Origin of the sequence: Caballeronia sp. INML2, from assembly GCF_023631365.1 — a bacterium.
GTDB classification, from domain to species: Bacteria; Pseudomonadota; Gammaproteobacteria; order Burkholderiales; family Burkholderiaceae; genus Caballeronia; species Caballeronia turbans.
This window is the reverse complement of record NZ_JALQDH010000074.1, coordinates 278,864-303,408: the sequence shown is the minus strand read 5'-3', so window position 1 is coordinate 303,408 and position 24,545 is coordinate 278,864. Positions and strand designations below refer to the sequence as shown.

22 protein-coding genes are annotated in these 24,545 nt (G+C 63.6%); 17 read left to right on the top strand and 5 right to left on the bottom strand.

All coding sequences use genetic code 11. The annotated features are described in order from the left end of the window. Positions 1 to 286: 286 nt before the first annotated feature. Positions 287 to 1,462 carry an acyl-CoA dehydrogenase family protein gene (locus NCT32_RS26210; RefSeq protein ID WP_250490627.1) on the top strand — a complete coding sequence of 392 codons (1,176 nt, stop codon included), beginning with the start codon at positions 287 to 289 and terminating at the stop codon, positions 1,460 to 1,462. Positions 1,463 to 1,540: 78 nt separating this feature from the next. Here the strand turns inward: NCT32_RS26210 and NCT32_RS26205 are convergent, their stop codons facing one another. The 3 genes from NCT32_RS26205 to epsC all read right to left on the bottom strand — a co-directional run bounded on the left by NCT32_RS26205 (position 1,541) and on the right by epsC (position 4,757). Further along, positions 1,541 to 2,872 carry an LLM class flavin-dependent oxidoreductase gene (locus NCT32_RS26205; RefSeq protein WP_061116540.1) on the bottom strand — a complete coding sequence of 444 codons (1,332 nt, stop codon included), beginning with the start codon at positions 2,870 to 2,872 and terminating at the stop codon, positions 1,541 to 1,543. Positions 2,873 to 2,950: 78 nt separating this feature from the next. Beyond that, positions 2,951 to 3,595 (bottom strand): peroxidase-related enzyme, encoded by a 645-nt coding sequence (locus NCT32_RS26200; RefSeq protein ID WP_061116412.1) that lies wholly within the window; start codon positions 3,593 to 3,595, stop codon positions 2,951 to 2,953. A 217-nt stretch (positions 3,596 to 3,812) separates the two neighbouring features. Beyond that, a complete protein-coding gene (epsC, locus tag NCT32_RS26195; protein WP_061116539.1) occupies positions 3,813 to 4,757 on the bottom strand; it encodes a serine O-acetyltransferase EpsC in 945 nt (314 codons plus the stop codon). A gap of 372 nt (positions 4,758 to 5,129) precedes the next feature. Between epsC and tauA the strand changes: the two genes are divergently transcribed. The 9 genes from tauA to NCT32_RS26150 all read left to right on the top strand — a co-directional run bounded on the left by tauA (position 5,130) and on the right by NCT32_RS26150 (position 15,281). Continuing rightward, positions 5,130 to 6,164 (top strand): taurine ABC transporter substrate-binding protein, encoded by a 1,035-nt coding sequence (tauA, locus tag NCT32_RS26190; protein WP_061116411.1) that lies wholly within the window; start codon positions 5,130 to 5,132, stop codon positions 6,162 to 6,164. Next, positions 6,161 to 6,940, top strand: coding sequence for a taurine ABC transporter ATP-binding protein (locus NCT32_RS26185; protein ID WP_061116410.1), 780 nt, complete (start codon positions 6,161 to 6,163; stop codon positions 6,938 to 6,940). Before tauA ends, NCT32_RS26185 begins: the two co-directional genes overlap by 4 nt. Then, positions 6,937 to 7,812 carry an ABC transporter permease subunit gene (locus NCT32_RS26180; RefSeq protein WP_096031946.1) on the top strand — a complete coding sequence of 292 codons (876 nt, stop codon included), beginning with the start codon at positions 6,937 to 6,939 and terminating at the stop codon, positions 7,810 to 7,812. The genes NCT32_RS26185 and NCT32_RS26180 overlap by 4 nt, the downstream gene beginning before the upstream one ends. A gap of 267 nt (positions 7,813 to 8,079) precedes the next feature. Continuing rightward, complete coding sequence (locus NCT32_RS26175; protein ID WP_250477847.1) at positions 8,080 to 8,715, top strand: PadR family transcriptional regulator; 636 nt, start codon at positions 8,080 to 8,082, stop codon at positions 8,713 to 8,715. Positions 8,716 to 8,731: 16 nt separating this feature from the next. Beyond that, entirely contained in the window at positions 8,732 to 9,562 is an 831-nt protein-coding gene (locus NCT32_RS26170) for a siderophore-interacting protein (RefSeq protein ID WP_061116409.1), read from the top strand. Between the two features lie 378 nt (positions 9,563 to 9,940). Further along, positions 9,941 to 11,698, top strand: coding sequence for an IlvD/Edd family dehydratase (locus tag NCT32_RS26165; protein ID WP_061116408.1), 1,758 nt, complete (start codon positions 9,941 to 9,943; stop codon positions 11,696 to 11,698). A 192-nt stretch (positions 11,699 to 11,890) separates the two neighbouring features. Further along, the gene (locus NCT32_RS26160) at positions 11,891 to 12,730 is read left to right on the top strand and encodes a hypothetical protein (RefSeq protein ID WP_250490626.1); all 840 of its coding nucleotides are present in this window, start codon (positions 11,891 to 11,893) and stop codon (positions 12,728 to 12,730) included. 272 nt (positions 12,731 to 13,002) lie between these two features. Next, positions 13,003 to 14,526 (top strand): sensor domain-containing diguanylate cyclase, encoded by a 1,524-nt coding sequence (locus NCT32_RS26155; RefSeq protein WP_086960757.1) that lies wholly within the window; start codon positions 13,003 to 13,005, stop codon positions 14,524 to 14,526. A gap of 110 nt (positions 14,527 to 14,636) precedes the next feature. Beyond that, entirely contained in the window at positions 14,637 to 15,281 is a 645-nt protein-coding gene (locus tag NCT32_RS26150) for a LysE family translocator (protein WP_061116405.1), read from the top strand. Between the two features lie 122 nt (positions 15,282 to 15,403). Here the strand turns inward: NCT32_RS26150 and NCT32_RS26145 are convergent, their stop codons facing one another. Then, the gene (locus NCT32_RS26145; protein WP_061116404.1) at positions 15,404 to 15,598 is read right to left on the bottom strand and encodes a hypothetical protein; all 195 of its coding nucleotides are present in this window, start codon (positions 15,596 to 15,598) and stop codon (positions 15,404 to 15,406) included. Positions 15,599 to 15,945: 347 nt separating this feature from the next. Here NCT32_RS26145 and NCT32_RS26140 point away from each other — a divergent pair, with 347 nt between their 5' ends. The 7 genes from NCT32_RS26140 to NCT32_RS26110 all read left to right on the top strand — a co-directional run bounded on the left by NCT32_RS26140 (position 15,946) and on the right by NCT32_RS26110 (position 23,383). Then, positions 15,946 to 17,889 (top strand): sigma-54-dependent Fis family transcriptional regulator, encoded by a 1,944-nt coding sequence (locus NCT32_RS26140; protein ID WP_250477836.1) that lies wholly within the window; start codon positions 15,946 to 15,948, stop codon positions 17,887 to 17,889. 206 nt (positions 17,890 to 18,095) lie between these two features. Beyond that, a complete protein-coding gene (pqqA, locus tag NCT32_RS26135) occupies positions 18,096 to 18,170 on the top strand; it encodes a pyrroloquinoline quinone precursor peptide PqqA (protein WP_008347847.1) in 75 nt (24 codons plus the stop codon). Positions 18,171 to 18,235: 65 nt separating this feature from the next. Then, the gene (pqqD, locus tag NCT32_RS26130; RefSeq protein ID WP_061116403.1) at positions 18,236 to 18,517 is read left to right on the top strand and encodes a pyrroloquinoline quinone biosynthesis peptide chaperone PqqD; all 282 of its coding nucleotides are present in this window, start codon (positions 18,236 to 18,238) and stop codon (positions 18,515 to 18,517) included. A 239-nt stretch (positions 18,518 to 18,756) separates the two neighbouring features. Next, positions 18,757 to 20,496 carry a methanol/ethanol family PQQ-dependent dehydrogenase gene (locus NCT32_RS26125; protein ID WP_061116402.1) on the top strand — a complete coding sequence of 580 codons (1,740 nt, stop codon included), beginning with the start codon at positions 18,757 to 18,759 and terminating at the stop codon, positions 20,494 to 20,496. Between the two features lie 74 nt (positions 20,497 to 20,570). Further along, positions 20,571 to 21,788 (top strand): c-type cytochrome, encoded by a 1,218-nt coding sequence (locus NCT32_RS26120; RefSeq protein WP_250477835.1) that lies wholly within the window; start codon positions 20,571 to 20,573, stop codon positions 21,786 to 21,788. 145 nt (positions 21,789 to 21,933) lie between these two features. Further along, the gene (locus NCT32_RS26115) at positions 21,934 to 22,119 is read left to right on the top strand and encodes a hypothetical protein (RefSeq protein ID WP_035505719.1); all 186 of its coding nucleotides are present in this window, start codon (positions 21,934 to 21,936) and stop codon (positions 22,117 to 22,119) included. 214 nt (positions 22,120 to 22,333) lie between these two features. Continuing rightward, positions 22,334 to 23,383 carry an aromatic acid exporter family protein gene (locus NCT32_RS26110; protein WP_061116401.1) on the top strand — a complete coding sequence of 350 codons (1,050 nt, stop codon included), beginning with the start codon at positions 22,334 to 22,336 and terminating at the stop codon, positions 23,381 to 23,383. Here the strand turns inward: NCT32_RS26110 and NCT32_RS26105 are convergent. After that, positions 23,380 to 24,528, bottom strand: a complete 1,149-nt coding sequence (locus tag NCT32_RS26105) for a DSD1 family PLP-dependent enzyme (RefSeq protein ID WP_061116400.1) — start codon at positions 24,526 to 24,528, stop codon at positions 23,380 to 23,382. The genes NCT32_RS26110 and NCT32_RS26105 overlap by 4 nt on opposite strands. Between the last annotated feature and the right edge of the window lie 17 nt (positions 24,529 to 24,545).

The following is a 24,545-nucleotide window of genomic DNA, read 5'->3' as shown; positions in this document are numbered from 1 at the left end:
GGAATTGCCATATCGGCATTTGGCGCACGGGGACACGTCCCGGATCGGGCGGCGCGCCGGAGAAACAACGAGCGCGCCGCTCAACGCATTGGCGAGCGCGCCGGCTCGTGATCGGCGAAACTTTGTCATAGGCCTTCACTTTCGCCGCACGCCTTCGCTGGGAGCGCCGCAGGGGTCGTCGATGATCCGCCGCAAGCATACGAACGAGCCACGAAAAGCCAGAACCGACGAATCAATCCATGGTTTTCTGCATAGCCAAAACCATCACGATCAGGAGAAAAGCGCAATGAATCGTACCGAAGACGCCGCATGGCTCGAGCCGCTCAATGCGGTGTTGCATGAATGGGCAACCACGGCCGCCGCGCGCGACAGGTCGGGCGGCACTGCCTTTCACGAGCGCAACCTGCTGCGCGAGAGCGGCCTGCTCAGGCTTTCGGTGCCGGTGGAGTTCGGCGGCGACGGCGCCAGCTGGTCGACGACCCTCGATGTCGTGCGGCGCATGGCGCAGGTCGACAGCTCGCTCGCGCATCTGTTCGCGTTCCATCACCTGCAACTGGCAACGATCCGTCTGTTCGCAAGCGCCGTGCAGATCCGTCGCTGGCTCGGCGAAACCGTCGCGCAAGGATGGTTCTGGGGCAATGCGCTCAATCCGCTCGACAAGAGCACGCGTGCGCTACCCGATGGCGCCGGCGGCCATGTCTTCGACGGCCGCAAGAGTTTCTGTTCCGGCGCTCGCGATTCGGACCAGCTGCTCGCCTCCGCTTTCGACGGCGACGGGCGGCTCCTCATCGGTGTGACGCCGACGAATCGCGCGGGCATCACCGTGCTCGACGACTGGGACAACATGGGGCAACGTCAGACCGACAGCGGCACGGTGGTGTTCGAGCGCGTACCCATCGCGACGGACGAACTGCTGCTTCAGCCCGGACCGCTCTCCAGCCCGTTCGCCACGCTGCAGCCGCTGCTCGCACAGTCGATCCTGAGCCACATCTATCTGGGCATCGGCGAAGGCGCGTTGCAGGCCGCGCGCGCCGCGACGCTCGCGCAGACGCGGCCGTGGATCGCATCGGCCGCCGAGCGTCCCGCCGACGATCCCTACGTGCTCGCGCATTACGGCGACTTCTGGCTCGCGCTCGAAGGGGCGCGGCTCTTCGTCGAGCGCGCGATGCAGGCATTCGATCAGGCGTGGTCGCGCGGGCTCGATCTGACCGAACATGAGCGGGGCGAAGTGGCCGTCGCGGTGGCGGCATCCAAGGTCGCGGCGGCGCGCGCGGGGCTGGACGTCGCGCATCGCATGTTCGAAGTGACGGGCGCACGCTCGACCACCGCGGCATTGCGCCTCGACCGCTTCTGGCGCAACGTGCGGGTACATACGCTGCACGATCCGATCGACTACAAGGTGCGCGAGCTGGGAGACTGGGCGCTCAACGGGCGGATTCCGAAGCCGTCGTTCTATTCGTGAGCGCCATGCCGCCCGGTCAGCAACGCGAGAATGGGGCGCTTATCTGTGACGAAGCGCATTTCGCCGGGCGCCTTCGAATCAGCGATGCTCGAAGAAGCGGTTGGCGGGCCTCGGCAAGCCGAGATGCTCCCGCAAGGTCGCCCCTTCGTAGGCGCGCCGGAAAATGCCGCGCCGCTGCAACTCGGGCACCACCTTCGTGACGAAGTCATCCAGGCCTGCGGGCAGATACGGAAACATCACGTTGAAGCCGTCGCTGGCTTCTTCGACGAGCCATTGCTCCATCTGATCGGCGATATCCGTCGCGGTCCCGACCATCTGCAAGCCGGAATAGCCGCCGACGCGCTGCGCCAGTTGACGCACGGTGAGCCCTTCGGCGCGCGCCATGTCGATCACGCGCTCGCGCGCGCTCCGGCTCGCGTTGGTCTCGGGAATCTCGGGCAAGGGACCATCCGGGTCGAACGACGAGACATCGTGACCGAGCGCGATCGACAGCGACGCGAAGCCGCTGTCGTCATGCACGAAGGTATCGAGCAGCCCCCGCTTCTCCTGCGCTTCGTCGCGCGAGTCGCCCACCACGACGAACGCGCCCGGCAGAATTTTCAGATGCTCACGCGCGCGGCCGACGCGTTCCATGCGGCCTTTGACATCGGCATAAAAACGCTTGCCCGCGGCTAGATTCGGCTGCGCGGTGAAGACCGCATCGGCGGTTTCGGCGGCGAGCTGCCTGCCCGCTTCCGATGATCCCGCCTGCACGACCACCGGCCATCCCTGCACCGGCCGCGCGATGTTCAGCGGGCCGCGCACCGACAGATACGCGCCCTTGTGGTCGAGGACGTGCAGCCGGTCGGGATCGAAGAACAGGCCGCTTTCGGTGTCGCGCACGAAGGCGTCATCGGCCCAGCTATCCCAGAGGCCGGTGACGACATCGTAGAACTCGTGCGCGCGGCGATAACGCTCGTCGTGCTCCATGTGTTCCTCGCGGCCGAAGTTGCGCGCGGCGTCGGGGTTCGACGTGGTGACGAGGTTCCAGCCCGCGCGCCCGCCGCTCAGATGATCGAGCGACGCAAAGCGCCGCGCGATGTGATACGGCTCGTCGAAGGTGGTCGATGCCGTGGCAATCAGCCCGATGCGTTCGGTCACGGCGGCGAGCGCGGAAAGCAGCGTGAACGGCTCGAACGACGTCGCGGTATGGCTGCGCTTCAACGCGTCTACCGGCATGTTGAGCACGGCGAGGTGATCGGCCATGAAGAACGCATCGAAGCAGGCGCTTTCGAGCGTCTGCACGAATCGTTTGAGATGGCTGAAATTGAAGTTGGCGTCGGGCCATGCACCCGGAAAGCGCCACGCGCCGGTATGCAGGCTGACCGGCCGCATGAACGCGCCCAGATGGAGTTGTCGGGTGGTTGACATCGCGTCGGTGATGAACGAGTGGCGGATTGCGTCAAGGTACTGCAAGCCGCAAAAACGCGCTTGAACGAGCGGCCGGCTTCACGCACGCCTGAGATCGCGGCCCGCAAAAAACTGATCGTCCGGCACCACGTTCAGTGCGATCGTCAACCGATTGGCATAGTTGAAGAACGCCGATATCTCCAGCACCTCGGTCACGGCCTGCTGCGTGAAGCCGATCGAGCGCAGCGATTGAAGATCTTCTTCGCGAATGCCGCCCGGCTCGCGCGTGAGACGCTCCGAGATTTCCGCGAGCGCAGCCTCCTTCACCGAAAGACGCACATGACGAAAGCCCTGTGCGATGCGCTGCGCGCGCACCGTATCGCCCAGCACGTTCGCAAGCGCCTGCGTGTGATTGAACACGCAGTAGCTGCACTCGTTCGCGGCCGACGTGACCACCGCGATCAGTTCGCGCTCCGCGGCCGTCAGATGACTGCGGTGCGGATCGAAAAGATGCTCGTAGAACGTGACGAGCCGATAAGCGGTATCGGGATTGACCGAGAGCGCCGCGAGCCAGTTCGGCACGAAGCCGTACTGTCTGCGGAACTTCGCGTGGATCGACGCGACGTGCGGCGGCAGGCGCGTCTCGTCGGGCACGCCGAAACGCGAGACCGGCTCGCGTTGCAGATCGGCATCGAAGGGGTTGAGATGATCGGCGAATGGATCGGATGCTGCGATCGTGGACATGGCGGTTTCCTGGCGCTCTGTCGAGGCGCTCCAAGTTAGCGCACCCATCGGCGCGCGGTTGGACTGATTTCTCATAAGCTAATCGGCGTGCGCCCACATCACGCCGCGCTGATTGCATATCGCAGGCTGATAGTGGATCGCCTGAGCGGGCGCTGCGCATAAAGGCAGCGCTCGCGCAGTTGTCGAACGGTCGCGCCGACATGGCGCACCGGTGTGCTCATGACGAGACAGGCTCGGTCCGCTGCGTCTGGGCGCGCCGCGCGGCCTCACCGCTTTGCGACAGCGCCTGCGTGACCGAAGCGCCCGGCGCGACGTCGTGCGTGAGCCATACATTGCCGCCGATGACCGCGCCGCGTCCGAGCGTCACGCGTCCGAGGATCGTCGCGCCGGCGTAGATCACGACGTCGTCCTCGACGATCGGATGACGCGCGAGCCCTTTCTCGAGTTGACCTTGCGCGTCGCGCGGAAAGCGCTTGGCGCCGAGCGTCACCGCCTGATAGATGCGCACGTGGTTGCCGATCACCGCCGTCTCGCCGATCACGACGCCCGTGCCGTGATCGATGAAGAACCCCGAGCCGATGCGCGCACCGGGATGGATGTCGATGCCGGTTTCGCCATGTGCGAGCTCGGCCACGATGCGTGCGAGCAGCGGCAATTCGAGCCGATAAAGCTCGTGCGCGATGCGATGGTGGATCATCACGAGGATGCCGGGATAGCAAAGCAGCACTTCGTCGACGCTGCCCGCCGCCGGATCGCCCTGATAGGCCGCGAGGATGTCGCTGTCGAGCAGGGTGCGGATGCGCGGCAGGGTTTTGGCGAACGCGCGTATTGCGTTGATCGCGCGCGTGTCGATCGCGTGGTCGTCGCGCGGCTCATGCCGTGCCTTGTATTGCAACTCCAGCTTCGCCTGCGCGAGCAGGCCCTGCAGCGCGAAATCGAGCGCATGGCCGACGTAGAAGTTCTCGCTTTCCTGACGCAGATCGGGCGGGCCGAGCCGCATCGGAAAGAGTGCGCCTTTCAGCGCGCCGATGATGTCGGCGAGCGCCTCGCGCGCGGGGAGTTCGCGCCCGCCCGGCTCGAGCGAGCGCTTTTGCATTTCCCGCCACTGCTGGCGGACCGTCTGAAGCGATTGGACGATGTCGTCGATGTCGAATACAGCCACAGTGCAGTCCTTTCCATGATGTCGGCCGGGCAAGCCGGAATAGCGCCAGCGGTTCTGCATGCCGCGCCGCCGCCGGTCATAGTCACGACGTCGCCGTATTTCTTGTTTCGTCACAGAAGCGATGGCGGCGGTACTCGTCCGATGCAAAGTCAACCGTCGATAGCCAATACGTACGACTATGCGAGACATCCGCCGGAGGTGGTACCAAGTATTTTTCATTTGCAAATGACGGCTCGTGCGCGACCGTTCGCGGTTCGGCCAGGCGTATATGCGAAGCGCGCTCCACGTCATTTGCTACGCACAATTGATTGGTAGCCGCGGCACACAAAGTGCCTATAGTCGAAGGCTTCACCACACCACTCCGTTCGCTCCATGAAACATACGATCCATCGCCGCACACTGATCGCCGGCGCCGCTGCCTTCATGCTTGCCGCCGTCGTTTTCGCGCCCGTTCATGCAAAGGCCGAAACACGCGAGGTCGTCATCGGCTATCAGGACATGGTGGTGCCGTGGCGCTATGCGCAGGCAAGCGGAGCCGTCGAGAAGGCCACCGGATACAAGGTCACTTATCGCAAGCTCGGCAGCGGCGCGGACGTCATCCGCGCGCTCGCGTCCGGTTCCATACAGGTGGGCGAAGCGGGCTCCAGCCCGATCGCGGCGGGACTCTCGCAAGGCGTCGATCTGTCGCTGTTCTGGATTCTCGACAACATCAACGATGCCGAAGCGCTCGTCGCGCGCAACGGGTCCGGCGTGAGCAAGCTCGCCGATCTGAAGGGCAAGACGCTCGGCGTGCCGTATGTATCGACTTCGCATTTTCATGCGCTCGTCGCCTTGCAGCAGGCGGGTGTCGATCCGTCGACGGTCAGGATCGTCAATCTGCGTCCGCCCGAAGTCGCGGCGGCGTGGGAGCGCGGCAACATCGACGCGACTTACATCTGGGACCCGGTGCTCGCCAAGGCCAAGCAGAGCGGCCGCGTGCTCATCACGTCGGGTGAGGTGGCGAAGGAATCGGGCAAGGCGACCTTCGACGGCTTCGTCGCGGCACGCAAGTTCGCGCAGGACAATCCCGCGTTCCTGAACGGGCTCGTCAAGGTGCTCGCCGATACCGATGCGCAATACCGCGACCACAAGGCCGACTGGACCGCCGCATCGAAACAGGTGCAGGCGGTCGCGCAGGAATCCGGGGCGAACGCCGCCGACGTGCCCGCGAGTCTCGCGCTCTACGCCTTCCCGAGCGCAGGCGAGCAGGCTTCGCCGACCTGGCTCGGCGGCGGACAGCAGTCCGGCGCGGCGAAGTCGCTCGCCGCCACCGCGCAGTTCCTCAAGCAGCAGGGCACGATCCAGAACGTGCTCGCGGATTACTCCACGGGCGTCGATCCCCGCTTCGCGCAGCAGGCCGCGAAATGACATCGCTTGCCATCCGCAATCTCGGCGTCACGTACGAAGGCGCGCACACGCCCGCGTTGAAAGGCGTCGATTTGCAGATCGGCAGCGGCGAGTTCGTGGTGGCGCTCGGCGCGTCGGGCTGCGGCAAGACCACGCTGCTGAATTGCCTCGCCGGATTTCTCGAGCCGACCGAAGGCGAGGCATCGCTCAATGGCGAACCGATCGCCGGGCCCGGCGCGGAGCGCGGCGTCGTGTTCCAGAAACATGCGTTGATGCCGTGGCTGAATGTCATCGACAACGTCGCGCTCGGCCTGCGCTTTCGTGGCGTGAAGCGCGACGAGCGCCTCGAGATCGCGCGCCGCACGCTCGCGCTCGTCGGTCTGGCGCAATCCGAGCGGGCAAAGGTCTACGCGCTTTCGGGCGGCATGCAGCAACGCGTCGGAATCGCGCGCGCACTCGCGAGCGATCCCGAAGTGCTGCTGATGGACGAGCCGATGGGCGCGCTCGACGCCCTCACGCGCGAAAGCGTGCAGGAACTCGTGCTCGACGTGTGGGCGCGCACCGGCAAGACGGTCTTCTTCATCACGCACAGCGTGGAGGAAGCCCTCTTCCTGGCGACGCGCCTCGTGCTGATGACACCCGGCCCGGGACGCATCGAGGAAGTGCACGAGCTGCCCTTCTCGCGCGATTACATTCGCAACCGCGACGCGCGCGCCGTGAAATCGTCGCCCGCTTTCATCGAATGGCGCGAACGGCTGACGCGCCGACTGCATCGCACCGACACGGAGGTGGCGTGACTCACCCCGCTCGAGACGTCCCGCTGCCGCGCGCCGTCACGACGCCGCAGACCACACGAGCTGCTTCGCGCGCGAAAAGGCGCGCGCGCTATCGCGGCATGCCGGGCGCGGGCCCGACGGCGCTGCCCAGTGCGCTGTGCGTCGCGACACTCGCGGTGCTGTGGTGGGCCGCCACGCATTTTCACTGGCTGCCGCCGCTCTTTCTGCCCTCGCCCGAAGCCGTATGGCAGGCATTCACCGATGCGTGGCATGGACGGCTTCAGGGCGGACTGCCGCTCTCGGAACATCTGCTGTGGAGCGCGATCCGCGTGTTCGGTGCATTCGCGCTCGCGGTCGTCACGGCGGTGCCGGTCGGCATCCTGATGGGCGTGAGCCGCATTGCGCGCGGCGTGCTCGATCCGCCGCTGGAGTTCTATCGGCCACTGCCGCCGCTCGCTTATCTGCCGCTCGTCGTCATCTACTTCGGGATCGATGAGACCGCGAAGATCGTCGTGATCTGGCTCGCCTGCTTCGCGCCGATCGCGATGGCCGCGCGTGCGGGCGTGAAAAGCGCGACCGCCGAGCAGGTGAACGCAGCGTGGTCGCTCGGCGCGAACTTCCGGCAGGTGGTGTGGCATGTCGTGCTGCCCGCCGCGCTGCCGGAGATCCTGACGGGCCTGCGCATCGCCGTGGGCTTCGGCTGGACCACACTTGTCGCTGCCGAGATGGTTGCCGCGACCGCCGGCCTCGGGCAGATGGTGCTCAACGCGTCGAGCTTCCTGCGCACCGACGTGGTGGTGATGGGCATCGTGCTCATCGGCGCGATCGCGTGGATATTCGACTTCGGCATGCGCGCGCTGGAGCGGCGGCTCGTGCCGTGGAAGGGGCGCTGAGCCGCTCGCGGGACGGCCGGGACGGCGCGATGCGTATCGGCGAATGCGGCGATCGTCGGCACTTGCGCGCCCCGCCCCTCGTATTCCCGCTTGACAGACACTCTTACGATATATATCTTTAGATATGTTTTAAGACATATCTGGAGTGTTCTGATGAAATCCCGCTGCATTCAACGCGCGCGTGAAGCCGGCTTCCGCGCATTCGGATCTGGTTTTCCCTTCGACGCCCCCGAGTGGTCTGAGCGTTCGATCTTCGAACGCTGGGGCATGATCGGCCGTCATCGCCACGGCGCCGGCGGTCGCTTCGGCGGCGGTCCCGGCGGAACGGGTGGCATGGGTGGCATGGGTGGCATGGGTGGATTCGGCGGCGAGGACGGCATGCCGCGCGGACGCAAGTTCTCCTCCGACGATCTCCAACTGCTGCTGCTCGCGATGCTCGCCGAAGCGCCGCGTCATGGCTACGAACTCATCAAGGCACTGGAAGACCGCTCGAACGGCTTCTACACGCCGAGCCCCGGCATGGTCTATCCGGCGCTCACGTATCTGGAAGAGCTGGGCTACGCCACCGTCGAACTGGAAGGCAATCGCAAGCGCTATGCGCTTTCGGATGCGGGTCGCGACTATCTCGCGTCGAACCGCGAGCGCGTGGACATCATGCTCGCGAAGCTCACGCACTTCGCACGCAAGATGGATCTCGTGCGCCGCGCCTACATGGGCGAGGAAGCCGATGACACCGCCGCCGATAGCGGCTGGGCGCCCGAGCTGATCGCCGCGCGCCGCGCGCTGAAGAAAGCGCTGCTCTTGCGCACCGACGCATCGCAGGACGAGCAACGCCGCATCGCCGCGATCCTTGCGCGCGCGACGGCCGAAATCGAACAGAACCCGGCGCCGAAGCAGGCGTAAGAAGGAGCCATACACGATGACAGATTCCATTCTTCAAGACAGACCCGATCTCGAAGTCGCGCGCATTCGTCACGCGCTCAAGTTCCGGTTGCTGCAAGTCACGCGCGTAACGGCGCTCAATCCGTATCTCGTGCGCGTGACCTTCACGGGCGATTCGCTCGACGACTTCGTGAGCGCCTCATTCGACGATCACGTAAAGCTCTTCTTCCCGCAGCCCGGCGAGGCGATGCCCGCGCTCCCGCAGGCCGGTCCCGACGGGCCCATATTCGATGCGTCGAAGCCGCGTCCGATCGCGCGCGATTTCACGCCGCGCCGCTTCGACCGTGTAGCGCGCGAGCTCGATATCGAATTCGTGCTGCACGAAGCCGGCCCCGCGACGGCATGGGCCGCGCAAGCCGCGCCGGGTCAATATCTCGGCATCGGCGGACCGCGTGGGTCGTTCGTCATTCCGACGCAGTTCGACTGGCATCTGATGATCGGCGATGAAACCGCCCTGCCCGCCATCGCGCGGCGTCTGGAAGAGCTGCCCGAAGGCACGCGCGTCGCGACGCTGATCGAAGTCGCCGATCAATCCGCACGCATCGAATTCGATACGCGCGCCGATCTCTACGCGCAATGGCGCTATCGCAACGAGAGCGAGCATCCCGGCGGCGCGCTGCTGCTCGCCTTGCGCGAAACCTACGTGCCCGATGGCGAAGGCTACGTGTGGGCCGCGGGAGAAGCCACGCTGATGCGCGCGGTCCGCAAGCTGCTATGCGACGAACGCGGCGTCGACAAGAAGCGCATTCGCGCTTCCGCTTACTGGAAACGCGGCGAACAGGGCGTGCACGAGACGATCGACGGCTGATTTCCAGAGCGATTTCGCAGCAGGACCGCCACGGATTGATCGACCTCAGGCGACGCGCTACAGAGCCGTGCACTGGGCATCGCAGGAATTGAGCGGACTGTCCCTGAAAAGCGGACATTGCCGCATGGCGCGCGCAGACGCTGCGTCGGATTGCTTTAGGGACGCTCGTCCGCGCGACTGCGCCTCGCGCAAGCGTTTCTTGCCGCCGCCGAATCGGTCCGAAGAAAGTGACAACGTGAGGGGCCATTTGCGTCTGGCGCTTGCGAAAGCAAAAACGTCTTCGGTTCGAAGCACGCGCCAAGCGCGCACAAAGCCTGGGCAAAGCCGCGATAATCGAGGCACGCAGACGTTCAACGCTCATCAAACGGTAGTGCGACCATGACCGACACATTCAGGAAAAAGCCCGGCGAAGAGCCCGCGAAACCGGGCGGCTTGCGCAAATCGCTCACGAGCTATGGAGACAACGGTTTCTCGCTGTTCCTGCGCAAAGCCTTCATCAAGGGCGCGGGTTATACCGACAGCGCCCTGGATCGCCCGGTGATCGGCATTGTCGATACGGGCAGCGCGTATAACCCGTGTCACGGCAATGCACCGCAACTGATCGAAGCGGTGAAGCGCGGCGTGATGCTGGCGGGCGGCTTGCCGATGGACTTTCCGACGATCTCGATCGCCGAATCGTTCTCGCAGCCGACGAGCATGTACCTTCGCAACCTGATGTCGATCGACACGGAAGAGATGATCCGGGCCCAGCCGATGGACGCGGTCGTGCTGATCGGCGGATGCGACAAGACCGTGCCCGCGCAACTGATGGGCGCGGCATCGGCCGGCATTCCTGCGATTCAACTCATCACGGGCTCGATGCTCACGGGCGCGCATCGCGGTGAGCGCGTCGGCGCATGCACGGATTGCCGCCGCTATTGGGGGCGTTTTCGCGCGGAGGAAATCGACGAAGCGGAAATCGCGGCCGTGAACAATCAGCTCGTCGCGAGCGTGGGCACCTGTTCCGTGATGGGCACGGCGAGCACGATGGCATGCATCGCCGAAGCGCTCGGCATGACGGTGCCGGGCGGCGCATCGCCGCCCGCGGTCACGTCGGATCGCATGCGTATCGCCGAACTCACGGGCACGCAAGCCGTGCAGATGGCGCGCGATGACCTCACCATCGACAAGGTCCTCACGGCCGAGGCATTCGAAAACGCGATGCGCGTGCTGCTCGCGATCGGCGGCTCGACGAACGGCATCGTGCATCTCACCGCGATCGCCGGACGCATGGGCTATGACGTCGATCTGAAGGCGCTCGATCGCATGGGTCGCGAAACGCCCGTGCTAGTCGACCTGAAGCCTTCCGGATTGCATTACATGGAGGACTTTCACAAGGCCGGCGGCATGGCCACGCTGCTACGCGAATTGAAGCCGCTCCTGCATCTGAACACATTGACGGTCACCGGACGCACGCTCGGCGAAGAGATCGAAGCCGCAGGGCCGGCATTCGAGCAGGACGTCGTGCGTCCCTTCGACAAACCGATCTATCCGCAAGGCGGCATCGCGGTGCTGGAAGGCAATCTCGCACCGGGTGGCGCGATCATCAAGCAATCGGCGGCGAACGCGAAGTTGATGGAACACGAAGGCCGGGCGGTCGTGTTCGAGCATGGCGCGGATCTCGCGGCACGCATCGATTCCGACGATCTCGACGTCACACCCGACGATATCCTCGTGCTCAAGAACATCGGGCCCAAGGGCGCACCGGGCATGCCGGAAGCCGGCTACATCCCCATTCCGCGCAAGCTCGCGTTGAAGGGCGTGAAGGATATCGTGCGCGTCTCCGATGGACGCATGAGCGGCACGGCGTTCGGCACTATCGTTTTGCATGTGACGCCGGAATCGGCAGTCGGCGGCCCGCTCGCGCACGTTCGAACCGGCGATCGCATTCGCCTGAGCGTGTCGAAGCGTGAAATCAGTCTGCTCATCAGCGAAGAAGAACTCGCCGCACGCGCGAAGGCAACGCCCGTCAGCGTGCCGAGCGCGGATCGTGGTTATCGCAAGTTGTTTTATGACACGGTGACGCAGGCAGACAAGGGCGTCGATTTCGATTTTCTGCGCGCGACGCAGATGCGAGGCGTGATCCCGCGCCGGTAAACCTGATCGACCAGTGGCCGCTTTCGAGCGGCTTTTTTCTGTTCATCGCGATCATATCGATGCGATCGCGGCAATCTTCGACTACGCGCGGACGGATTGCATCCAATATCAGGCATGCAAGATGCCGATTCGCGCGCTTCGTTTTAAGATAGCCACATCATCGCAACCGGCTCTGGCGCCAGGAGTAGGCAGGTGCTTCTATTGAATCGTGGACGTGGCGCGGCGCTGTGCATGACCTGCGCGTTGTCGTGCGGGCCAGTGTGCACTTTCGCAGCCGCGCCGCATGGTGGTCATGCTGCAAGTGCAGTCGAGGGCGCGAGCAGTACATCGGCGCAAGTCATCCTGTCCGCCAACGCGCTTGCGCCGAACTTCACCGGCGACGATCCCGCGCAAGTCCGCGACGCGCTCGCGGGGCACCCTGCGCCGGGACAATCGGCATCGATCACGAACCGCGTACGGGCCTTTCTCTCGCGTCCGTTTCACAAGGCGCAGCAAGGCGCATCCGCGGCGTCGGGCGCGAGTCAGCCTCGCGAGCAGACCGAGCGCACGTTCACGTTCGTCATTCCGGTTTCATATGGCGTGCGCTATCTGTCGAGAAAGAAGGTCCTTTCAGTGAATGTCTCGCTCGCGGCACCTGAAAATCCCGATGCCATCCTGCTCAAGCAGACCGTGAAGGGACAAAGCGGCCGCAAGCTCGTCGTCGCGCCAGAGGCCAAGGAGAAGGGATTCGTTCAGACCTTCGACGTCATTCAGTTGAAGCCGCAGAGCGGCATCAAGACGACCGTCAGCGGCCGGATCGTGCTCCCGAACTTCGATCATGCGCACGGCAACGGCGACTTCGCGATCGTGCTCATCTGCTCGCTCGCGCCGCCCTACCTGACCGATGACATCGAACACAGCGCGCCTACCGACGAAGAACCCACGGATATCACGCGCAGGACATCGACATTGAATGGAAGAGTTGATGCAGCGTGGCTCATCGATCGCAAGGAAGGTACGATCATCACGAAGCGGCTGCACCTCGTGAAGTAGCGGGTGCAGGAGACGCCAGCTGATCACGAGATAACGCAACGGCTGATTCATGGGCGCCCGTGCGAAACCGCTGCGTTCCAAGCGACTACAATCGACGTTCGATTACACGCAGCGAATCCCCCCTGAAACATGGAGTTTTTCGACGCAAAGCGTGCTCGCACCGCAGGCCATACCGCGCCGGGTCGTGCGGAAATGGCGTCACGCGGAGAACCTGAATGCCCGCCAGATTGAACGCCGTTCGCAAGACCGGACGCATGGTCAGCCGCCGGCTGATGCGGCGCAACAGCACCGCCGCGATGCGCTTCGCCGATGCGTTTTCGCGGTTTCCGGCGCTCGCCGGACTCATTGGCACCGCCATCGCCGTTTCCATGGCCGCGTTGTCGTTTGCCGCGCTTTGGCAAGGTCGCGCGCAGGCATTGCAGAACGCGAATCAGGCAGCGGCCAACCTCGTCGCTACCTTGAGCGCCGATATCGCGCGCAACATCGAATCGAGCGACCTGTCGCTGCGCACCATCGTCAGCGGCATACAAAACCCCGCCGTGATGACGCTTCCTCCCGATCTGCGCAAACTCGTGCTCTTCGATGGCGCCACCGGCACGAACTATGTCGGCGGCGCGTTCGTGATGAATCGCGAAGGACGCATCGTCGTCGAACGCGATCCTTCAGAGCACGCCGACCTGCTCTTCAACGATCGTGATTACTTCAAGGCGCATGCCGAACATCCCGACGCCGGCCTCTTCATTTCCGGACCCTACGTGTCGCGGCTGCGCAAAGGCGCGGTCTCGCTCGCGCTGAGCCGGCGCATCGATGCACCGGACGGGTCGTTCGCGGGTGTCGCGGTGATCGCGCTGGACGTGGCCTATTTCAAGAACCTGCTTTCGCGCGTGAACGTCGGCAGGTCGGGGTCCGTGTTCATCGTTCAGCAGGACGGCGTGATGATCGCGCGCAAGCCTGCATTGCCCTTGGACGAAGCCAGGTACGTCGCCAGATCGCCGACCTTCGCCGCGATGCGCGACGCTCCGTCCGGCTCGTACATATCGAAATCGCCACTCGACGGTGTGCGACGGCTTTATACCTTCCAGCACGTACCCGGCACGCAGATGATTGCGGCGGTCGCGCCCGCGGAGCATGAAGTGCTCGCTGCGTGGCGCGAGCGCAGCATCGTCATTGGCGGACTGACGATGACGTTCGGCGGCGGCTTTGTCGTCATCTCCTGGCTGCTTGCGATCTCGCTGCGGTCGCGGGCGATCGCGCAAGCGAAGCTGCAACGCCTTGCAGGCACCGATTCGCTCACCGGCCTGTCCAATCGCCGCGCGCTGGACCGCCGGCTCGACGAGGAATGGCGGCGCGCCCGTCGCGCCGATCAACCCCTATCCGCCTTGTTCGTCGACGTCGATCACTTCAAGCTGTACAACGACACTTACGGTCACGCGATGGGCGACGATGCGCTCGTCGCAGTGGCCGATTGCATACAGAATTCCACGAAGCGGCCCGGGGATATCGTGGCGCGCTACGGCGGCGAGGAATTCGTGGTCGTGCTGCCGGGTGCCGAAGCGAACGGCGCGATCACGTTCGCCGAGCGCCTGCGCGAGAAAGTGGAGAAACTCGCCATCACCAACAGTGCCGCGCCCAAGGGCGTGCTGACGATCAGCATCGGTATCGCGACCGCCTCGCCGCGCCAGATCGAAGATGCGCTCAAGCTGCTCAATAGTGCCGACGCCGCGCTCTATCTCGCCAAACGAACCGGCCGCAACCGCGCGATCCACGAGGACAGCGTCGCAGGCGGCGCTGGCTAGAGCGAGGCGCGCAACATCGCGCGTATCATGCATCGTGAATGCAATCGTGCGTTTTGCATGCCGCATTCAAACCGCATTCGAGTGCATTCAGAATGGGAGGAGACAATCCGATGACCGCATCCACCGCCGTATTCGCGATTCTGTTCTCGCTGCTGCTGGGCGCGATGATTCCGGGCCCGAGTTTCGTGATCGTGGCCCGCAATGCGATCGGCATATCTCGCGCCGATGGTCTCGCGACCGCGCTCGGCATGGGCGTCGGCGGCATCTTCTTCGGCGGCATCGCTCTGGCCGGCCTCTATACGCTGCTCGTGGCCGTCGAGTGGCTCTACGTCGGGCTGAAGGTCGCGGGCGGGCTGTATCTCCTCTACGTGGCGTCGAAGATCTGGCGCGGCGCCGCGCAGCCGATGCAGATGTCGACGCAAGACGATCCGCCCGCACTCGCGACGAGCGCACGCAAATCGTTCTGGCTCGGCCTCACGACGCAGTTGAGCAATCCGAAGACCGCCATCTGGTACGGCAGCATCTTCGCGGCGCTCCTGCCGCAACATCCTCCGCTGTGGTGCTACTTCGTCTTGCCGCCGATGGTCTTCGCGATCGAGACGGGCTGGTACACGGTCGTCGCTTTGGGTTTCTCCAGCAAGCGTCCGCGCGAAATGTATCTGCGCGCGAGGAAATGGATCGACCGGATTGCCGCGAGCGTGATCGCGATACTCGGCTTGCGGCTCGTACTTACCGCGGGCCGAACCGGTCTGTGATTCCGTATGCAAAAGACATAACGCAAACCGGCATCAAACGTTTTGAATGCAAGAGGAGAAGGGCCGGCCGCGCCACGGAGCACGTCCGGCCTTCTATCACGAGGAGATTAGACGCACTCGCATCACAGTGGATGCAGCTTGCCGTTCAGGTCCATCGTCCATTGTGAGCCGTCCTTGAACGTCAGCACGCCGCTTTGAGCGTCGATATGAATCGGCTTTCCGGCCGGCTCCTTCTTGTCGCCTCCGACGATCCGGGACATCTCGGAAGAGGACAGATGCTGGGCATGTTGCAGATCGTCGAGCTTCAGGTTCGCCATGGCGTTTCTCCTTGCGGTGCGTGAGCGAGAGTTCGTTAGATTCGAATCGAGCGTTTGTTGGCGCCCGCTCTGTCTTTTGCATTTGATATGCCAACCCTTGGGTATATGGTCTCGAAGCCGCTGCGCCTTATGCCGCGGCCTTGCGGCAGGCAGACCCGCATCATCATCAACGCGGCAGGTCAGACGCCGGCCAACACACGATGCGCGGCACTGTGGGCGTCGCGACGACATCGCCCATCCTTTCGTTTCGCCAACACGGAAATTTGTTTGCCCTCATTGGCGCAGGACTTGCTTTTATCCGCGCTCAGATATCCGGCGATACGACCGGTTCTGCAAAGGAGGAGGCGATGCAAGACGTTATTCACCAAATCGCGGCGAGCCACGATGAACAAGGGAGCGGCTGGCTGATCCCCTCGATCCGCAAGGCGCACGAACGGTCGGAGACGTTCGGCCTGAACGCATCGACCCGCCCCGATTACGACGTGCTCACCGAAGGCGAGTTGCTGCTCAAGCTCGAACAGAACCGTGTGCTGTGCGCGCACGCGACGCCGGTAATGGAAACGCTGCGCGAACAGATCGTGAACACGCAAAGCATGATCGTGCTGACCGATGCGCAAGGTCTCATCCTCCATTCCACCGGCGACGACGATTTCCTCGCACGCGCCGAGAAAGTTGCGCTGAGAGCCGGCGCGAACTGGGCCGAGGAACGGCAAGGCACGAATGCGATCGGCACCGCAATTGCGGAACGCTCGCCCACCGTCGTGCATGGCGATCAGCACTATCTCGCGGCCAATCGCTTTTTGACGTGCTCAAGCGTGCCGATCCTCGATCCCTATGGCGATCTGATCGGCGTGCTCGATGTGACCGGCGATCATCGAAGCTACCATCGCCACACGATGGCGCTCGCGCGCATGTCCGTGCAGATGATCGAAAACCATCTGTTTTCCAGCACTTTTCAGGGCATGCTGCAGATCGCGTTTCATAGCCGCCCCGAATTTCTCGGCACGCTGATGGAAGGCATCATGGCCTTCACCTGCGATGGTCGCTTTCTCTCCGCCAATCGCAGCGCGCAGTTTCAGTTCGGCCTGTCGATCGCGTCGCTGCGCGCGCATACGCTCTCGTCGCTCTTCGGACTGACGAGCGCACAACTGATCGATCGTTCGCATGCGAGCCGCGCTCCGCATTTTCCCCTCGACCTGAACAACGGCGCCGTCGTGTGCGCGCGTGTGCGCCTGAACCGTGCGCCGCTCGCCGGAGTGGCGCCCACATCCAATGCGATCAAAGCCGCGCCGCGCGCATCCGCTGCAATCGATGCGTCATCGAAGCTCGCTTCACTCGACACGGGCGATCCAAAAGTGGCTGTGGTGATCGCCAAGGTCCGCAAGGTCATCGGCAAGGACATACCGATACTCGTCACCGGCGAAACAGGCACCGGCAAGGAACTGCTCGCGCAGGCGATTCACAGCGATTCGCCGCGCCGCGCGGGACCGTTCGTCGCGGTGAACTGCGCATCGATTCCCGAGAACCTGATCGAATCGGAACTCTTCGGCTATGAGGAAGGCGCCTTCACCGGCGCCCGGCGCAAGGGCGCGGCCGGCAAGCTGCTGCAGGCGAACGGCGGCACGCTGTTTCTCGATGAGATCGGCGACATGCCCTATCCGCTGCAGGTGCGCCTTCTGCGCGTTCTGCAGGAGCGCGTCGTCGATCCACTGGGTTCCAGCAGGTCGATACCGGTCGATGTAGCCATCATCTGCGCGACGCACCGCAATTTGCGAGAGATGATCGAGCAGAACCGCTTTCGCGAAGACTTGTATTACCGACTGAACGGACTCGTCGTCAAGCTGCCGCCATTGCGCGAGCGCACCGACCTCGCAACTGTGATCACGAAGATGCTGCACGCCGTGAGCGCCGACGAATCACGGGGCACGCGCCTGTCCATCGACGATGAAGTGATGGCGCTCTTCCAGCGCTACGCGTGGCCCGGCAACTTCCGGCAACTGTGCAATCTCCTGCGCACCTCCGCCGCGATGGTGGACGACGACGGCTGCATTCGCCGTGAACATCTTCCTGATGACTTCTTCGAGGAGCCTCGCGTTAATACGCAAAACGTGTTTGAAGCATGCCCTTCATCGGCGCCCGCTTCGGGACGACTACAGGAAGTCACGGCGTCCGTGATCGCCGCTGCGCTCACGCGACATCGTGGCAACGTATCCGCCGCCGCGCGTGCGCTCGGCGTTTCGCGCAACACGATCTATCGCAAGATGCCCGCTTGTTCAGCGATGGAGCAGTGAGTTGTTCCATGCGGTGTTCCACTTCGAGACACCCCTGTTCCTAAGGGGTACAGCGCGGCACGTGAATCGCGCTACTTCGAAATGAAACTGAAAGGCTAAACCGTGCACATGCACTGCGTTTTCTTCGAAGGCATGGAGCTTGCATTTTCGATGTCCGATTGCGAATCCTTCGCGATCCGACTCGAACATCACCTTAGGAGATGAACATGCAATGGACGACGCCTGCCTTCACCGATCTGCGCTTCGGCTTTGAGATCACGATGTATATCGCCACACGCTAACGCTTCGATGAAGCAAGCCCGGGTCGAACAGCGCCCGGGCCTGCGTCCTTCTCTTCCCGTCCCACATGAACTCAACGACCGCGCATACGGGCGCACCCACGCGCCCGCGCTTGCGTGCGCCTCTTAAGCTGCATTGGCATGCGGGCATGCGCACGTGCGAGATCGTGCATCCGCGCGGCAGCATCGAACTGAATCGCAGCGCTGGCGAAATACTCGCGCGCTGTGATGGAACGCGCGAACTCGACGACATCATCGGCGAGCTGGAAGCGCGCTTCGGAATGGCGGGGCTCGCCGCCGATGTCTATCGCTTCATCGATGAAGCGCGCCGTCTCGGCTGGATCGACTGAACGCGCGTTGTCACATCGGGCAACACGTCGATCGCCCCACTGCTCCACGATGCAACACCCCTGCATGAACATCGCACGACGCTTGCGTCCAGCTCCTCGTGCATGAGATCCGCATGCAGCAAGGCAAGCGGGCACATGAATCATCAATGGCACATGACTTGCCTTGAAGATGCCGCAACCGTTCGCATCGCTATCGAGATTCAAGTAGACGTTGCATCGACAATACCCAGGAGACAACGATGAAGATTCGCTTCAGTCCGGCAATGCGCATCGCGGCCATTGCAGCAGGCGCCGTTGCTGCATTCTGCGTAGCGCAGCAACAAGCCATCGCGGCGAGCGGCACGCCGGCGCCGTATCCGGAAGTCAGCTACGAGCGTCTTACCAGCGCGCAGGAGGATCCAGGCTGGCTCACGTACTACCGCACGTATAACGGTCATGCGCATTCGCCGCTCAAGCAGATCGACACGAGCAACGTAAAGAACTTGAAGCAGGTGTGGAGCTATAAGTTTCCGAAGGACTTGCAGCAAGGCTTCGAAGCGACGCCCATCGTCAACGGACGCTTTCTTTTCGTGACGACGCCCAAGGACAACGTTTATGCATTCGATGCTGCAACGGGCAAGCAGCTATGGAAATACGAGCCGAATCTCGATGCGAAATCCTTCAAGACCGCATGTTGCGATGTGGTCAATCGCGGCGTCGCGCTATACGGAAAGAATGTCTATGTCGCGATGCTGAACGGCGAAGTGGCGGCCCTCGATGCGCAAACAGGCGCGCTCGTGTGGAAGAAGGCGATGTTCGATCCGGGCGTCGGCTACGCGTTCTCGCTTGCACCTCTGGCGCTCGATGGCGCGCTCGTCGTCGGCAGTTCGGGCGGCGAGTATGGCGCGCGCGGTTTCATCGCCGCACTCGATCCCAATGACGGCAAGGTGCTCTGGAAGCGTTATACCGTGCCCGGCGCGAAGGAACCTGGCGGCAATACATGGCCCGACGGCATGCAGGAACATGGTGGCGCGCCCGCATGGCTCACCGGCACCTACGACTCGGCGACGAAGACGCTTTATTGGGGCGTCGGCAATCCGGGACCGTGGCTCGCCGATCTTCGTCCCGGCGACAATCTCTATTCCGATTCCCTGCTCGCTCTCGATCCGAAGACGGGTGATCTCAAGTGGCACTACCAATACACGGCCCATGACACGTGGGACTATGACGGCGTGAACACGCCCGTGCTCGCGAATATCAAATATCAGGGCAAGGACTACGACGCGATCGTTCACGCGGACCGCAACGGCTTCTTTCACGCAATCGATCGCAGCAACGGCAAGCTGATCTATGCGCGGCCTTTCGTCACCGCGACATCGGTCACGGGCTATACGGACGATGGCAAGCCGATTCAGGACCCAGCCAAGTATCCGAAGACCGGCACGACCATCGAAACATGTCCGAGCTTTCTGGGCGGCAAGAACTGGTGGTCCGTGTCATACGATCCCCAAACGCATCTCGCGATCGTGCCGGCCCTGCATGCGTGCATGTCCTTGTCGGGCAAGTCGGTGAACTACATGGAAGGTCTGCCCTATCTCGGCGAAGGCTTCGAGATCAAGCCCGAGCCGAACAGCAAAGGTTATGGCGAGTTGCAGGCCATCGATGTCGATACGGGCAAGAAGGTCTGGAGCCACTGGAGCAAGCTGCCCTGGAACGGCGGTGTCGCGACGACGGCGGGCGGCCTCGCATTCAGCGGCTCGCTCGATGGTCGTCTCTACGCGTTCGACGAAAAGACCGGCAAGGTCTTGTGGCAAAGCCCGAAGCTCGCGAGCGGCATCATCGCGCAACCTTCGGTGTATGAGATCGACGGCAAGGAATACGTGGCGATTCTCGCGGGCTATGGCGGCGCGAACCCGATCTGGGGCGGACCGATGGCGAAGGCCGCGGACAAGGTTCCGCGCGGCGGCACGCTCTATGTCTTCGCGCTCAATCGCACCTGAACCAACCTGATCGAACCGCGAGCGCGCATCGTCGCGCGCTTGCGGTGTTCACCGACATCACCGGACGCTTCGACATGAATCATCCTCTCCACTCCATACGCGCAGCGGGCATGCTCGCCGCATGCATCGCGCTCGCGCCATCGCCCTCCGATGCAGCAGTGAAGATCTGCACGTTCCCCGGCAGCCCGTCGGCGTCGCTGGATCGCAGCGTCGCGCAGGCAGTCTTCGCGCGCGCCCATATCGCGGCATCGATCGTTTCGCACGGCATCGGTGAAGGCGACGACGACGGCGTGTCGCTTAGCGAACTCGACAAGACACTCGCGCGCGATTGCGATGTGATCGCGGGCTTTCCGCGTTCGACAGTCGCCGACGCATCCGGCGGCAAGATGCAATTCTCGCGCGGCTATCTGCGCGCGGGTTATGTCAGCATCGAAGCGCCCGGTGCGAAACTCGGGGACGCCGCAAAGCACACGGTCGCCGCGACCTATGCGAGCCCCGCACAATTGATCGCCGTGCAACAGCACGACGTGACGTTCGATCTGGAGAACACATCGGCGTCGACGGTCGAAGCGGTGGCGAAGGGACGCGCGCAACGTGCGATCGTGTGGTATCCCGCCGTCGTCGCTTATCGCATGGCGCATCCGGAGCGCAGCTTCACGGTCACGACCGCCGATTCGCCCTATGCGGACTGGCATCTTGCCTTCGCGTTCGGCGACAGGGCCGCGGCCTTGCGCACACGTATCGACGACGCGCTCACGTCGATGACCAACGATGGCAGCTTGCAAGCATTGACGATGCAATGGTCCATGTCTGCGCAAACCGCCTCCGCAACACGCTATCTCGACACGCCGTCGACCGCATCGTCCGCGCACGCGGGCATCATGCTCGCGGATACGAACCCAGCGCGCGCAGGCCGCTTCATCAAGGTCGCAAATGAGGGCGGCGCCGAGCCGCCATCGTTCGAACAGGCGCAAACCACGCACGGCAAGACACTGTATTCGAGTTCGTGCGCGAAGTGCCACGGTGCGCAGCTTCAGGGCGTGACCGCGCCCGCGTTGCAAGGTCCTTCGTTCGCGCCGCCATCGAATTCGCATCTCACCGTCGGCGGCATTTTCACTTACATGGCGACCAACATGCCCGCGGATCGTCCCGGCAAGATGAAGGATCAGGACTACGCCGACATCATGGCCTTCCTTTTGATGTCGAACGGCTACAAGCCAGGCGGAGCGAAGATGACGGCGGACAGCGCGCGCGCGTCGAAATTGCCGCTCAACGCGGGGCCCGCCCGCTAACTTCGAGCTCCGCACTTCGGCCGCGCGACTTTTAATACATCACACCGTGACATATAATGGAACTGTCGCGCGGGCGGATCGACATGGGCCGCAACGCGGCGCAATGTGCAAGTCAGCCGGTTCCAACCGGCGGGAGGCCAGCGTCGTGCTTATCAATAACGAGTTTGAAATCGGCTACCTTGTCGTCGTTTTCGCTTTGCTCGGCGTTATCCTGATCGGCGCGCTGCTCACGGCGCTGCATCTGGATCGCTGGCATCCGAAGCTCATCAGCGCAGCCATCGGGGCGTTACTCGGGCTTGCACTGATCGAAGCGGTGCCGATGCTCACCTGACGACACACCCTGACGCTTCGTCGAGACTTCGGTTCGTCGCGGCACAAGGGCGGCAGCATGCTCGGCAACACAGAGCATGCGTGCCGCCCTGTTTCTCCTCGTCCCTGACATCCTCTTTCATTTCGCGCCCTGCGCATTGGCATAATGCAGCAGCGGGCGCGCGTGTGCGTCGCGTCTTCGCCAACCATTCCGCTTCATCACCGATAGAGACCGCATGATCGCGATCACCCGCACCCGACGCCGCGTGCGCGCCTTCTTCGGCGCACCGGAAGCGAGGCGCCTCCTTCGTACGCTGATGAGTTGCGCGATCAGCTACGCCGCCGCGCGGCTCGCGGCGCTGCCAGAAGGTTATTGGGCGCTCATCACGACCCTCGTTATCGTGACGCAACCGAGCCTCACGCAAGCCGTCGATATCGCCCGCGATCAGATCATCGGCGCATTCATCGGTGCGGTGACGGGCGTGCTCGGTATCGTCGCAATGGAACGCGGCGCGCCGCCGCTCGCCGTCTTCTCCGTCGCGCTCGTGCCGCTTGCAGCGTTGAGCGCCAAACGTCCCGCGTTCAGGCTTGCGTGCGTGACGCTCGTGATCGTCGTACTGATTCCGGGAGGACCGGGCTCGCCTTTCGAACGGCCCATGCATCGCGTGCTGGAGATTCTGATCGGCGCGGCATCGTCGTTCGTCGTCTCGGCGGTCTGGCCGAATCGTGCGCTCGCGGCCGCACATGCCAGCGTCGCCGATACTTTGAAGAGCCTCGGTCGGTTGATCGGGCTGTATCTGTCGGGCGAACGGGACGACGCGCGTGCGAGGCGCCTCGAAACGCAAAGCACCGACGCGCAAAAAGCGTTCGACGATGCGCTGAAGGAAGCGGAGCGCGAGCACATCATCGTGCTCGTGCAGAATCGCCGCGCGGATGCAATCGACAAGGCCGCGCCTTTTTTGCGGCGTCTGCATAGCGATGCGCTCTTTCTTGCGAAAGCGGTATCGCGCCTCGATCGCGATACCTGCGCGGCACGGTTCGGCACCACGGGCCGCGAAGTGCAGTCATTGTTCGAGACGCTCGCAAGCGTGCTTGCATCGAATCGTCAGGACGATGCAGGGCTCGCGCGCGCGCGCTTTGCCGTGAATGAACTCAAGAACATACTTGCGAAGCAGGAGGCAACGCACGGCGCGCAGGAAGTGGCGCAGTTCGTCGTCGGCCTGATCGTCGCGGATCTGGATGCGCTGACTACTACGATCTATCCGCCCAAGGAGCCATCGGCCTAGCGTGAAAGACCGCGCGCATCGATCGGCCATAGGTCCGTCACTCGGCCGTTTCGATGGCACACGTATTCGTCGTAGAGATTCACGGTCGGATCGCAATGCCCGGGAGGCAACAGAAGTCGCTTGCCGACGAGTCGCGCGAAGTCGCCTTCAGATTCGTGCTGCGCCTGCAACATGCCGTGTTCGTCGTTCGCAGAAATATAGGTCAGCGCTGGCTCGTCGATCGCATCGAGCCACTGCACGCTGCGCGGCAAGCCTGAATCCACTGCGAGCCCTTTCAGGCCGACATCGCACACGGCCATGCCGGGCCGCGTCGCGCTCATGACCGTCGACAGCACGAAAAGGCTGTGACGCCAGTGCAATTCGCCGCCCCAGCCGATGCCGCCGTAATCGCCGTCCATGAAGAGATACGAGCCGGGTTGCAGCTCCGTGAAGACGCCGCTCGCGGCATCGAACTCGACCGTGCCGGTACCGCCGCCCGTCACGATGCCGCAACGCACGCCGCGTACATCGAGCGCGCGCACGTAGCGTGCGGCAGCGTCGGCGGCACGGCTTGCTTCGTCCTTGCGCGCCGCCCAGTCGGCGACGTGCTGTATGCCGCCGTGATACGCCTGAATGCCCGCAAAGCGCAACGCGCCCTGCGATGCGATCCCATCGACGAGTGCGAGCAGCGCATCCTCGCTCGTCACGCCGCAGCGATGTTGCCCGGCATCGATTTCAGGCAGCACGTCTATCGTCACACCTGCACGCGCCGCCGCGTCGCCGAGCGCATGCACTTGCGGCAACGCATCCACGCAAACCGAAAGGCGCACGTGCGATGCCAGCTCGACGGCCATGGCCAGCTTGTCCATGCCGACGAACTCGTTGCTCACATGAATGCTCGCGATGCCCGCCGCCGCGAACGGATAGGCCTCCGACAGCTTCTGGCAGCACACGCCGACCGCGCCCGCTTCGATCTGACGCCTCGCGATCTCGCTGGACTTGTGCGCCTTCGCATGCGGACGCAACGCGACGCCGTGCCGCGCCACGAACGCCGACATTGCCGCGAGATTGGCGTCGAAGGCATCGAGGTCGATCGTCAGCGAAGGCGTGGCAACGGATACGAGCGGGTCGCCCACGCGGGCGGCGGGCGGCGGTAGGAGCGTCATGGCGGGTCGTGTCGATG

Excerpts from the sequence above, each read along its gene's own strand:
- NCT32_RS26210 (WP_250490627.1), top strand. The coding sequence starts at position 287 with ATGAATCGTACCGAAGACGCCGCATGGCTCGAGCCGCTCAATGCGGTG.
- NCT32_RS26205 (WP_061116540.1), bottom strand. The coding sequence starts at position 2,872 with ATGTCAACCACCCGACAACTCCATCTGGGCGCGTTCATGCGGCCGGTC.
- NCT32_RS26200 (WP_061116412.1), bottom strand. The coding sequence starts at position 3,595 with ATGTCCACGATCGCAGCATCCGATCCATTCGCCGATCATCTCAACCCC.
- tauA (WP_061116411.1), top strand. The coding sequence starts at position 5,130 with ATGAAACATACGATCCATCGCCGCACACTGATCGCCGGCGCCGCTGCC.
- NCT32_RS26185 (WP_061116410.1), top strand. The coding sequence starts at position 6,161 with ATGACATCGCTTGCCATCCGCAATCTCGGCGTCACGTACGAAGGCGCG.
- NCT32_RS26175 (WP_250477847.1), top strand. The coding sequence starts at position 8,080 with ATGATCGGCCGTCATCGCCACGGCGCCGGCGGTCGCTTCGGCGGCGGT.
- NCT32_RS26170 (WP_061116409.1), top strand. The coding sequence starts at position 8,732 with ATGACAGATTCCATTCTTCAAGACAGACCCGATCTCGAAGTCGCGCGC.
- NCT32_RS26165 (WP_061116408.1), top strand. The coding sequence starts at position 9,941 with ATGACCGACACATTCAGGAAAAAGCCCGGCGAAGAGCCCGCGAAACCG.
- NCT32_RS26155 (WP_086960757.1), top strand. The coding sequence starts at position 13,003 with ATGCGGCGCAACAGCACCGCCGCGATGCGCTTCGCCGATGCGTTTTCG.
- NCT32_RS26150 (WP_061116405.1), top strand. The coding sequence starts at position 14,637 with ATGACCGCATCCACCGCCGTATTCGCGATTCTGTTCTCGCTGCTGCTG.
- NCT32_RS26145 (WP_061116404.1), bottom strand. The coding sequence starts at position 15,598 with ATGGCGAACCTGAAGCTCGACGATCTGCAACATGCCCAGCATCTGTCC.
- NCT32_RS26140 (WP_250477836.1), top strand. The coding sequence starts at position 15,946 with ATGCAAGACGTTATTCACCAAATCGCGGCGAGCCACGATGAACAAGGG.
- pqqD (WP_061116403.1), top strand. The coding sequence starts at position 18,236 with ATGAACTCAACGACCGCGCATACGGGCGCACCCACGCGCCCGCGCTTG.
- NCT32_RS26125 (WP_061116402.1), top strand. The coding sequence starts at position 18,757 with ATGAAGATTCGCTTCAGTCCGGCAATGCGCATCGCGGCCATTGCAGCA.
- NCT32_RS26120 (WP_250477835.1), top strand. The coding sequence starts at position 20,571 with ATGAATCATCCTCTCCACTCCATACGCGCAGCGGGCATGCTCGCCGCA.
- NCT32_RS26110 (WP_061116401.1), top strand. The coding sequence starts at position 22,334 with ATGATCGCGATCACCCGCACCCGACGCCGCGTGCGCGCCTTCTTCGGC.
- NCT32_RS26105 (WP_061116400.1), bottom strand. The coding sequence starts at position 24,528 with ATGACGCTCCTACCGCCGCCCGCCGCCCGCGTGGGCGACCCGCTCGTA.